We start from the raw sequence: 11,244 nt of genomic DNA, 5'->3' as shown, positions 1-11,244 counted from the left end.
CTTACTCTCCACCAAGTTCAGCAATCATTTTATCTAGCTCTGTAAGAGCTTTGTTCAATTGCAGCTTGGCTTCTCTAGCCAATACTGCGGGCTCAGGTAGATTCGCCGAATCCACACTATCTTTATCTTTTAGCCAGCTAATATCTAACGAATCTCTTTTATGCTCTGCAATCCATTCACGGCTAAAACAACGCCAGCGACTATGGGCTAGCTTGTCATCAATTCCTTTATTCTCATCGTTTGAACTGGTTTCAACCTGCTTGGCGTTAAAGCTCCACTCGCCTTCTGTACGCTCAGATTGTCTATTGGCACTTTCACCATAAACCTTTTCAAACGGTTCTAAGTGAGTTTCATTAAACGGAGTACGTTTACCAAAACTTGGCATGTTGGTACGCAGGTCATAAATCCACGTATTCTTGGTACAGTTTTCCTCTTGCAGCTTATCTATGGCACTACCCTTGGTGAAAAACAGCACATTGGTTTTAACCCCTGCGGCATAGAAGATACCAGTAGGTAAACGCAAAATGGTGTGCAGATTACACTTGTTCATCAAGTCACGGCGAATATCTGTACCCACACCCGATTCAAATAGTACGTTATCGGGAAGAACTACCGCTGCACGACCTCCGGGCTTTAGATTGCGATAAATATGTTGTAAAAATGCCAACTGCTTGTTACCGGTTGGGTAGGTTAAATCGTCACGAGTAATGGATGCCTCACCGCCCTTACTTGTACCAAAAGGTGGGTTAGCTAAGATAATATCTGCTTTTTCTAAACTCGCACCAACCTGACCCAGCGCGTTACCTAAATGCACCACTCCTTCATCGTCACCTTCCATCCCATGCAACAAGCAGTTCATTAGCGCTAGACGGCGTGTAGATGGCACTAGCTCCACTCCAATAAACGCTTTGTTCTTTTGGAATGCTTGCTGTTTTGAATCTAAGTCGAAGTAGTCATCGGTCTGGTCTTTCATGTAGCGGTCAGCTGCGATCAAGAACCCAGCGGTACCTGCTGCTGGATCTTGTATCACTTCCCCTGGTTGAGGCTGAATACAGCGCACCATAGAATCAATCAAAGCTCGCGGTGTGAAGTACTGACCTGCACCAGATTTAGTTTCGTTAGCGTTCTTTTGCAGTAACCCTTCATAAAGGTTACCAAGGCCATCTTTCTCATCACTAAACCAGTCTTTAATTTGATCCAGAGACCTCACCAGTTGCTCTAGGTGGCGAGGCTCACGCAAACGGGTTTGTGCTTCGGCATAGATAGCACTGATCAGTGGATCACTGTCTTTGGATAGGTCTAACAGCATCTGCTTATAGTGGTTTAGCAGGTTAAGGCCAGATCTACTATTCAGGTCTGTCCAACGACATCCCTCTGGTAAAGTGTACTTGTCTAGCGTTTCTGCTTCAGTGTTCTCATGTACCATCTTGATAAACAGCAGTAACACAAGCTCGGTGACATAATCCGAATAGTTAATACCGTCATCGCGCAGCACGTCACAAAGGTTCCACAGTTTTTGTACGATATTATCGTTTGTCATCTTACGTCCTATTTTGTTTACTTACGCCTTGGCATTTGGCGGAGACACTTAATTTGTTTCGGGTCTAGCTCGCGACCTGGGTAGGCCACATCGCTTCACTTAACTCAACCAGTACGATGTCTAGCTGGTTCACTAAAATTTTATCCAATTGCTTGGCACCACCATGATCAGCAAAGCGCTGGTTAACGAATTCGCGATCGACAATGACTTCATGGATCAATTGCTTAGCTAAGCGATCCAGCCACTTACGCTGAGCTGGCATCCATTGATGGGTGGTGTAAATACGATCCATTGCTTGGGCAACGCGCTGTTCAAATGGCACTAACGGTTCACCAAAGGCAGCACGGCGAATATGACCGATAATGCTGGCTGCAATATCTTGGCTGGTTTGATTACGCACTGCGCTTTGCAGTTTAGCTTCAGAGTAACCAGCACCATCAAGTAGCAAGCGAACCTCTTTTAGTTGTTCGCGAGTCAGGTCACGAGGCTTATTTACAACCACAGCCAAAGCCGCTGACTGGTTTAGCTGCTCTTTTATGAACTGGTTAAAACTGTCTAAATAATCCTCTGGCCGTTGGTGCACACCATAGCTTTGGCTGCGATCTCGGATTTCATCCTTATGATCTGAAATCACTGGCTTACGTTCGCTACCGATTAACAATGATACCTCAGCCAATTGATTGAGTAAGCCGCTTTGTTGACTCACAAACTGTGCAGCCTGTTTCGGTCCTAATTGGTGTAAGTGTTTATGTAGCAACTTAGGCTCAACCCCCCACATATCATGCAGCTCATCCAGCTTTTTCTTGAGCTCAGGCTTAAATTCTGCTTTCTTCTCCGCTTTACGTAGAACTCGCATCAGTTTCTGGCTGAGTTGACTGAGCACCACATCAGCGTGGGACTCACCCTGTTGCTCACCTGGGCTACTTAGGGCTTGATCTAACTTTTCAGGGTCGGTCAGCTCATCGACAAGTTGCTCAATGGTAATATTGGGGTCTTTCACTAACGGTTTCATCGTGTTGACTTCACTCAGCGCAGCGTAAATATCTACCGGATCGTAGATGCGAAATACTGTCTTACCTATATCATCACAACGACGGGTGGCGCGGCCAACCATTTGCTCATAGAGGATACGAGATTTTACCCGACGTAGGAAAACCAGGTTACAGATTTTTGGTACATCAATGCCCGTCGTCAACAAGTCAACGGTGATTGCGATGTTGGGATAGCGTTCGTTTTTGTATTGGCGAATCAACTGATCGACTTTGTCGCTCTGTCCGGTGATTTTAGCAACTGCCGCCTGATTGTACTCGCCGTTATAAAGCTCTTTGAAGGCGTCATCCAGCAACCGCTTAACCATATCAGCATGGAGATCGGTGGCACAAAAGATCATGGTTTTCTCGTCACCAAATGGGTCAAGCTCCTGCACCAATTGCTCGCAAATCACTCGATTGAAATTTTCATTGATGACGCGACGGTTAAAAGCATCGACCTCGAACTTCAGTTCATCTTCAAGTTCCGACGATTCTACTTCACCGGTTTGGGTGTTAATAGCAGAGACTTTCGCCCCTTTTTCAAACTCAATGCCCTTTTGAGTCAACAAGGTTTCATAGCGTATTGGCGGCTCATGATCGATCAACCAGTCATCAGCGACCGCTTCACGATAGGAGTAAGTATACACTGGCTTACCAAAGACCTCGCTGGTGTGCTTAGCTGGAGTTGCAGTCAAACCCACCTTAACTGCGTCAAAGTAGTCTAAAACTCGACGATAACTAGACAGATACTGACTTGCATCCCTTGTTGCTAATTCACCCTCGGTCATTTCTTGATCTAGGGTGTAACCACGGTGCGCTTCGTCGACAATGATACAATCAAATTGATCCACAGGCGGTGGGTTATCCGACATAAATATACGCTTCACCATTGCCTGAACGGTGGCCACTTGCACCCGTGTCTCAGCCTCCGATGCCATGTCTCCCAACTCGGCAACATTATAAATTTTGGAAAGTGTCTGGTTTTGCTCTAGTGGCGCTTCGTTAAATGAATCAATGGCTTGCTGCCCAAGAGCTGTACGGTCAACCAAGAACAGGATGCGCTTGAAACGCTCAGCCTTCAGGAATCGATACATCAAGCCAATGATGGTTCGAGTTTTACCGGTACCAGTCGCCATCGCCAGCAGTGCGCTGCGAATATTTTTCGCCAAGGTATTTTCTACGGCGGTGATGGCCTTTTCTTGGTAACTACGCAGCTTTAGGTAAGCAAAACCCTCTTGCTGCAAGATTTGCTCTGCTTCTTGTTTACTTCGTTTCAGTAGGTCCAGCAGGCCATCAGGCGTATGGAAGTGCTGCAAAGCGCGCTTAGTGTTACTAGGCTCACGCACATCTCGAAACCAAGTGCCTGACTGTTCAGCAAGCTGTGGGATGTATGGACGACCATTGCAGGAGTAAACAAAGGGAACTTTATAGTGACCGTAATGTTCATCTGGCCAAGCGATAGTTTGACCAGCTAACTCCCAAGCCCCTTGCAAGATATCATCGACCTTGAAACCTTTACTGTAGCGTTCTGCCTGCGGGATTTTACCCGCCACATTGGTGTTCTCTTTTTTAGCTTCAACCACAGCAATAGGCATTAGGCCGTGAAATAGCACATAATCAGCTCGGCCACCTTCGCCATTATAGTTTGTTGGCCACTCAGCAATGGCCTTATTGACGCCTTTCTCTGGTCGTGCGCCACTCTTAAAGGTTTGCTCTTGGCTGTCGGCAGGCCAGCCAGCCTCCGTTAACTGCTGATCGATAAGAATTCGTGTAAGTTCCTCGCTAAGAACTATCTGCTGGCTAGCACTGCGAATATTACTGCTTACCTGCTGCTTCTGTGTTGCGGCAGCTTTTTCACCTTGCAGATCCAGCTTTTTTTGCAGCTCTTGCAATTTAGCTTCGTACTTTTTTTTCTGCTGTAATAGCGCCTGTTCATGGGCTGTGGCTTGCCCTGAGAATTGCTTAGACTCCTCATCCATCGCCAACGCAAGTGCTTCATACTCAGTCTTTTCTTGGTTGATTAGGTCGTTTAACTGCTTGCTGGAGTCCAGCTCAACGTTCGCTTGAGTCAAATCAGCCTTCAGCTTCTCAATTTCCGTTTGAAGTATGCGTAAATCGCTACTCGGATCGGCTGGAAGTACAAAAGGCCCAGCTTTAAAAGCTGTGCCTTGCTTGCCAAAAGACTGATGAAACCAAATTGAAAGAGCCCGTGCCACTTTTAGACCATCAAGAGCTTCTTTGTGCTGTGTTCTAAACTGATGAGTAGCTTTGTTGCCTTCAATACGTAGGGTATGAAAAAGCTCACGCACCACTGGCTCGAACTTAACTTCACGATTGAGACGGTACAAAAGGTCGGATTGTGTTGTTTTTTCATCAAACTCAACCCCCACCACTGCCGCAATGTGTTGTGCTAGCGCCTCTCCTAGCTGTCTGAGTTTGATTAACGTTGTATTGGGGTCACTGGAAAATACACGCTCAGCACCTGAAGCTAACTCAACAAAAAGTGAGTCGTGTTCAGCAAGAAAAGAAAAACTACTTGTGTTTTTTAAGTCCATAAGTCCTATCAATCCGTTATTCAGCAACACCGGACATATTATCATGAATCTATTTGGGAGGAAGTTTACTCGCCCTAGGTATTTGAACTGAACAGATTATTCTTCTTGAGCAGCTCTTTTGTATTTGGCATTTTTTTCAGCTTTGATGTTAGCCAGCCATGCCCCCCCAAGGCTTTATCTAGTTCAGTACGGGATAGCTTGTTACTTGAAGAAAGCAACAACTCACGAATCACCTCTACGAGCTCATTGTCTCGCTGACACCAATCAACTCTATCAACATGTCGCGTCTTACTTGCATTAGGGAGCACGGTTTCAAGCCATTCATGCTCATGACTGTATAGCCAATAATATGCTGCTTCTCGAGCATTTTTTATCTCTTGTCGAGTCGCTTCTGGGGTAGAGTCAATAAACCGTATGATCTGGTAACGATACCGTCGCCGTAAAGACTCAAACTTACACTTCTTCCGCCACGCGACCAGACCTGAAGTAGAAGAGATAATTAACTCTACGCTACCTGAAGAAATATCATGAAGTTTAGCTATGACCTCTCGATGGAAGCCTCTCCTCGCCAGCCGAATAACCGACCTCTTGAGACTCAAAGTGATTTTCCTTGGCTTTAAGTTCACTGGGATATTATGCTTTAAAGCCATACTTTTTACGTAACAACGACTCTTGCAAATTTCCCGACTTACGGCTGCCATTGACAACCCTGACCTCAATAAATCACAACATTTTTCTTCTTCGTATACAGCTAACTCAATGGGGAGGCTCTTTACTGTATCTACATTAGGTGGCTGGCATTTCGAAAAATAAAACTCTAACATCAAATGCTTAAATGGATGTTGAGGATACTTACCTGAAAACAGTGTCGATACAAAGCTGAAATCTGACTTTGACCTGACAGACAATGGGGTTGGTGAAATAAATAAGCCTTCGGATAACTCATACAGTCCTTCTAAGATGCTCTTTCTTCTAATTCGACCGTTTGCCGTTACAAAGCCATTCAGGGCTAGCTGCTTTCGGTAATACTCACTCAATATAGATTGACTCTGATGTTCATCCTCTACTTGCAGTGCTAGTACTCGCTTAGTAACAAAAAGCGCGAATTCAGTTGCGATATCAGTGCAGTGTATTGGCGTCGTTTGTGGGCTAGGCAAAAAATGGCAGCGAACATGGTTGCGACTAGGCAACTCTTGATGTACCAACCACGAGCTGTGCGCTGAACATGCCTCCACTCCTGGAACCTGATGATTCAGGTGCCAATAAGAAACACCATATTCATACAAGTCTTTTTTTGCACACACAGGGCAGTACTTAACAGATAAGGTATCTTTTCCACGAAAGGTTGAAAGCTGGCTAGCTCTTATAACCTCATTAGTACTAGCAGCAACATCTTCAATCGCGTTGCTATATTGTGGCAGATAATAGGAAAACAATGGACGCAGTGTTTGAGACGATAAGAGTGTCATTGATGATTCATCAGCTGACTGAGCGAGAAAGTGTAAGTTTGATGTAAGGTATGGATGAACAGCGGCTCTCTTATCAGCCACAAGCAGCTCTAAAGCTTGCTCAGCAGAATGTTCACAAACTGATAAGCAACGGCATATCCGACTGTGTAAGGACTCATCAGGTAGTGCTTTGGGCAACTGCATGATGAGTCTCCTTAATTGATAATGCCTATGTCTTAACTATAGGATAGTTCTGAAAGAGGGTCGTCCAGAACAACATTACAAGACCTTAAGTAGAGCATAGGGTCTTCCAAGCCAGCAGCTTGTTGAAATAAATCAGGGTCTTTAATTCTATCTAGTAGATCTACCGCTCCTACTAGTTCGACAAGCTTAGAAGCAAACTCAGGGTGCTGAGGTTTAGTAATATCACCTGTTTTATCGACAGTCTTAATCGTTGACTCATCCTTGCGCTGAGAGTTACGTTGCTTACCTTTGGGTAAAGGAATAAGAGCAGCTTTTAAGCTATCCACTTCTTCTGTTTGCCTCGAAAGACCACAAGCTGCTGCATTACCAGCGGATAAGGTTGCAGGAGTAATACGTTCATCATCCGAACCTATAACCAAACGTTGGGCTTCTCTATAGGTTCTACTTGCCATATCTATATTACCAACAGACAAAGAATGAAGAGCATAATTTAGCTCTTCAGTTAGCTTCGTATAAACGTTGGTCCATTGGTACTGCCAGAGTTGCTCTATAAACGCATTCCATGAAATGCTGTCTCTTGTTAAAACAGACATAATATGATGATAACCGCTTTCAGCTCGACGAGCAGCTTTGAGCTCTTTAATTAGAGACTGGTCAAACGGAGGATTTGCGACAAAGAAAAGCGGAACACCTAACCTGTTCATTAGTCGATGTAAAAATTTTAATAGATTGTTCTCTCCACCTGTTCTTTTAAACTTTAGATTTTGCATTTCATCAATAACTAGCATACCAAGAAAGCTTGATTTGATTGATCGTTCTAACTGCCGAATTAATTCTCCAATTGTCCCTGCTGGTTTTGTTCTTTCCCTATCTAAGGTTAAGTCTAGTGTTGAGAGTATCTCTTCACATAAATCCCTAACGCTAGAATTACTAGGACAGTCCACCTTTATCCAGACAACTTGTTTTCTTAGTTCGAGTGGATGGCCTTTATAGGACTCATGCACAATTACTGTAGGAAAATATTCTAGGACTTGCTCCACCATCGAGGTTTTACCAACACCACTTTCGCCAATTAGAGTGAGTCCATCTCCTTTAGGTTTAAAGTACCCAGTTCTCGGCTCTATATTAGGTCGTTCATCAACCAAATAATGCAAGAATTGGGCAGTTGTAGGGCTCAATGGATTCTTGGCCGAGTAGCCCTTTTTTATAGCCCTTTCAACAGCACGGAAGCATTCTTCATAATCGGTCAGCGGCTGCCTAATTTCTTCAATGCGATTTAGGTACTCATCACGAACTAATGGATCTTTATGGTCAGCAATTTCTTCTGACAAATCCGGGTAATTACTAAAATCGTCCATAACAGTTACCCATGCTTTTTTAGCTGGAAGTGCCTCTATTATCGGATTACCTCGATGCTCAGGAAGAATTGCATCTTGATACACTGCTGACTCAATTCTCATGACTCACCTCTACTCACTCTTCTTTTCGGACCTTTTGGTAATGGAATAACTTTGTTAGCAGTAGATAAGGGGGCAGACTCTTTATTAGTGGCTAAAGGCTCTGGAGTTGATGCAGTCATATTTGTGGTTGCTTCTAGCTCTTCTTTTCGACGTTGACGAGTATTAGCAGTTTTATCCCTAAAAGAGGCTTTCTCTGCATCTTTGCTTCTTTTCTTCGCTTGTCGGGTTACTTCCTGGCGATGCTTGTGATCATCAATTGAAGTCGTTGATATTGTTGTTAATTCTTTCTTCGTATCAAGCCAGTCCTGAATGAAGTTAGACTCATACATAGATTTATCACCCAACATTCGACTTCGAGGTAACAAATTACACCTAATGAATTCCCTGTTTTTATCTAAGCGAACATAGATGTAATTCGTTGTATTTTCATCAATACGCGCCTCTAGTCTCCAACGTCCTGATGACCTAGCGACAGATGCTAAATTAAGTTCTTCAACTTCTGAACACGAGTAATACATACCATTAAAATAAATTCCGCTTCGAGTCATGCTGACTTCTGCTGAGGGCAACAACCTAGCTATAACTTCATCACTGTTAGAGGATTGAAGTTCATGCCTATGTTTTGCGAGATGTATTTTCCAATAATTAAGAGGTGTCGGAGATAGATCATTCTCAATGAGGAGAGGGCTAGAAAAGGCTAAATTATCAAGAGTCGAACGATTATGCTCTAGTACCGCTTTTATTATTTCAGCGGTAACTTCCTTAAGCGTATAGATCGCGTCTTTTCGTGGATCTCGACTCCCTCGTACAACCTGTCCACCTCTCGTTGTACCCAATAACTCATGAAGTACTTCTTTATTGATAATATCAAAGCGCTTCTCTACCACACCTTTACAGTCTGGCCTATATGGTGGAGTAAACGATAGTTTCGTCATTGGCGTCAGTGCTTTGTTGGGTTGTACCCCAATCATTTCACCATTGTCACAAACCAGCTCATTGGGAATGTGGGCGCAAGGCCATTCTGAATCTTCAATATCAACGCCAAAGCTTTTACAGTAAGTCGATTTAGATAAGAAACTATTCGTTAATGCCAGACGTGCAGCTCTCCATGAAGCATGATAAAGCGATACATGCATACCAACTATCATTCGGCTCGCTCTATCTGCAATGATATAAATCGTCGGGCGCCCTAAAATATACTGAGACCCAAGCTCGGATACGATATGTACATCAGCAACTGTTGCATCAATTTCAAAGTGAGCTCCAGGCAAGTAACTTCGATCAGTTATACTGCCTAGCGCCGCTCTTTTGTTTCTGAGGTAATCGTTCTCTGAGGTTCGTTGTTTGATTATGTGTTCTTTGCTGAATAGCTTTGTTCGCCAATAACTAAACTGCTTTTGAGTTGGGACTAAAGGAGGCTTACCACAGGCCTCAGCCGAGCTTATTTCTTTTGAATAGCTATCTTTGAGCAAGTTGTCATAGGTTTTTGCTAGTGTCAGACCTGACTCTTTGAGGTAATATTTCTTTAACGCTTTTTTGAATTTTTTCTTGTCGCCATCACTAACAATAAACTTGTCGGCTCTATTAATAGCTATAGTTCTTGGTTGTTTTGGTGCTCCCAAGGGTTTTGTTGTTGGCTCTCTGTCTCGCCCAGAACCCCCACTTTTCGAAAAGGCGGGCAAGAGAGCCATTTTGTCTTGCCCATTTCGCCAATATAAAGTCAGTAATCTAGATAAAGATTTACGGTCGACACCCACGTCTTTAGCATATTCAGCAAGCTGAGGTACGCGTTTCTTAGTCGCATAATCAAAAACAAAGGATCGATCGAATACAATACCTTTGATGTAACCATAATTTTTATCTCGGCGACTAATATGTTCATCTGAAATATGACCTTCATCAACCAGAAGATAGGTTGGTAACTCATAATGTGCTTTTTGGGCTTTGCGGCTAGAAACGAGTTCAATAAAGCTTTCTAGTGAAACGGCTATAGGCCTTACCGTTGTTGAAGTATCAGCAAGCGAATATAAAATGACAGACTCAACATCTTGCATTATATCCAGCAAACGATAGAGCCCATCTTCAAGCAAATCCGAACCTTTCACACCCCAAACGCTATTTCTAGGAAGCTCCATATAGAATGCCTCCTTGGTGTTCGGCTACATATTTCACATCAATAAGCCCAGATTCGGGGATGTTAGTCGATAGATCTACATCAATAAATTTATCAGCTATGAGGAAACGAATTAACAATAGAGCATCATAATCAGATGTAATATTCATTGATATTAGCTGATTACATAGATCTTCAATAAAGTGTTGCCCAATAGCCAGAACAGAGAGAGCACAATCAACCTGATCACTAGAAAAGACTTTCGGGTTCTCACGAAAAGGGGATGTTGCCCAATGAAGGTTACTACTTTGAACTCTCGTTAATTCATTTCCCGTAAAGTAACTAAATTTAACTCCAAGTAATTCCCAACAGACTCGCTCGATATCTATTTTTTCAAGTACACGTAGATCACCCGACTCATCTTCGGGTTTTACAGAAATTGCATGATATGTAGCGCCTTGAGGGGAGTCTATCGTGAGCAACTGATCCGTTGTCATGATAATAGGCTCTTTAGATTGAGGGTGTTTAGGGTGTTCTACACCAAGTGTTCTAGCTATTTTTTGCGTGTAATTTAAAGGAAGAAGTGGAAATTGCTCTCTAATATCAATGACATTATTTGAAAACTCAGCAAGGTAGAAGTGCTCACTTTCAATTGAAGACATCATATGGTGATCTCGTTGAGACTTTCTACCATAGATCAGTGAACGTGTACCTTTGGATTTTACATCCTGAATCCTAAGCCAAGGTTTGTAGTTAAAGCCTTGCCCAATCCCGTATTTATTCTTTAATGCTCGTTCAAAATCTTTAAACGATTCTAGCTTTCGCCCACGTCCCATACTAAATCCAAAAAAGTTTGCCTATATTAACCATAGTAAACAGGGCCACTACGGGCA

Annotated in this window: 6 protein-coding genes; all 6 read right to left on the bottom strand. The window is 43.3% G+C overall.

Features of this window, described 5'->3' with window-relative positions; translation table 11 throughout:
• Nucleotide 1: 1 nt before the first annotated feature.
• Complete coding sequence (locus AB6D93_RS06215) at nt 2-1,540, bottom strand: N-6 DNA methylase (protein WP_372116320.1); 1,539 nt, start codon at nt 1,538-1,540, stop codon at nt 2-4.
• 64 nt (nt 1,541-1,604) lie between these two features.
• Nucleotides 1,605-5,126 (bottom strand): type I restriction-modification system endonuclease, encoded by a 3,522-nt coding sequence (gene hsdR / locus AB6D93_RS06210; protein ID WP_372116323.1) that lies wholly within the window; start codon nt 5,124-5,126, stop codon nt 1,605-1,607.
• A gap of 74 nt (nt 5,127-5,200) precedes the next feature.
• Nucleotides 5,201-6,778 (bottom strand): TnsD family Tn7-like transposition protein, encoded by a 1,578-nt coding sequence (locus AB6D93_RS06205; protein WP_372116326.1) that lies wholly within the window; start codon nt 6,776-6,778, stop codon nt 5,201-5,203.
• Nucleotides 6,779-6,810: 32 nt separating this feature from the next.
• Nucleotides 6,811-8,238 (bottom strand): ATP-binding protein, encoded by a 1,428-nt coding sequence (locus tag AB6D93_RS06200; protein WP_372159160.1) that lies wholly within the window; start codon nt 8,236-8,238, stop codon nt 6,811-6,813.
• Complete coding sequence (locus AB6D93_RS06195; protein WP_372116331.1) at nt 8,235-10,373, bottom strand: transposase; 2,139 nt, start codon at nt 10,371-10,373, stop codon at nt 8,235-8,237. The genes AB6D93_RS06200 and AB6D93_RS06195 overlap by 4 nt, the downstream gene beginning before the upstream one ends.
• Nucleotides 10,360-11,187, bottom strand: coding sequence for a TnsA endonuclease N-terminal domain-containing protein (locus AB6D93_RS06190; RefSeq protein WP_372159158.1), 828 nt, complete (start codon nt 11,185-11,187; stop codon nt 10,360-10,362). The genes AB6D93_RS06195 and AB6D93_RS06190 overlap by 14 nt, the downstream gene beginning before the upstream one ends.
• Between the last annotated feature and the right edge of the window lie 57 nt (nt 11,188-11,244).

It is taken from the genome of Vibrio sp. 10N.247.310.23 (assembly GCF_041467155.1).
In the GTDB taxonomy this organism is placed as follows: domain Bacteria; phylum Pseudomonadota; class Gammaproteobacteria; order Enterobacterales; family Vibrionaceae; genus Vibrio; species Vibrio crassostreae_C.
The sequence above is the reverse complement of the archived record's forward strand: the minus strand, read 5'-3'. Positions and strand labels throughout refer to the sequence as shown.

Excerpts from the sequence above, each read along its gene's own strand:
- AB6D93_RS06200 (WP_372159160.1), bottom strand. The coding sequence starts at position 8,238 with ATGAGAATTGAGTCAGCAGTGTATCAAGATGCAATTCTTCCTGAGCAT.
- AB6D93_RS06195 (WP_372116331.1), bottom strand. The coding sequence starts at position 10,373 with ATGGAGCTTCCTAGAAATAGCGTTTGGGGTGTGAAAGGTTCGGATTTG.
- hsdR (WP_372116323.1), bottom strand. The coding sequence starts at position 5,126 with ATGGACTTAAAAAACACAAGTAGTTTTTCTTTTCTTGCTGAACACGAC.
- AB6D93_RS06215 (WP_372116320.1), bottom strand. The coding sequence starts at position 1,540 with ATGACAAACGATAATATCGTACAAAAACTGTGGAACCTTTGTGACGTG.
- AB6D93_RS06190 (WP_372159158.1), bottom strand. The coding sequence starts at position 11,187 with ATGGGACGTGGGCGAAAGCTAGAATCGTTTAAAGATTTTGAACGAGCA.
- AB6D93_RS06205 (WP_372116326.1), bottom strand. The coding sequence starts at position 6,778 with ATGCAGTTGCCCAAAGCACTACCTGATGAGTCCTTACACAGTCGGATA.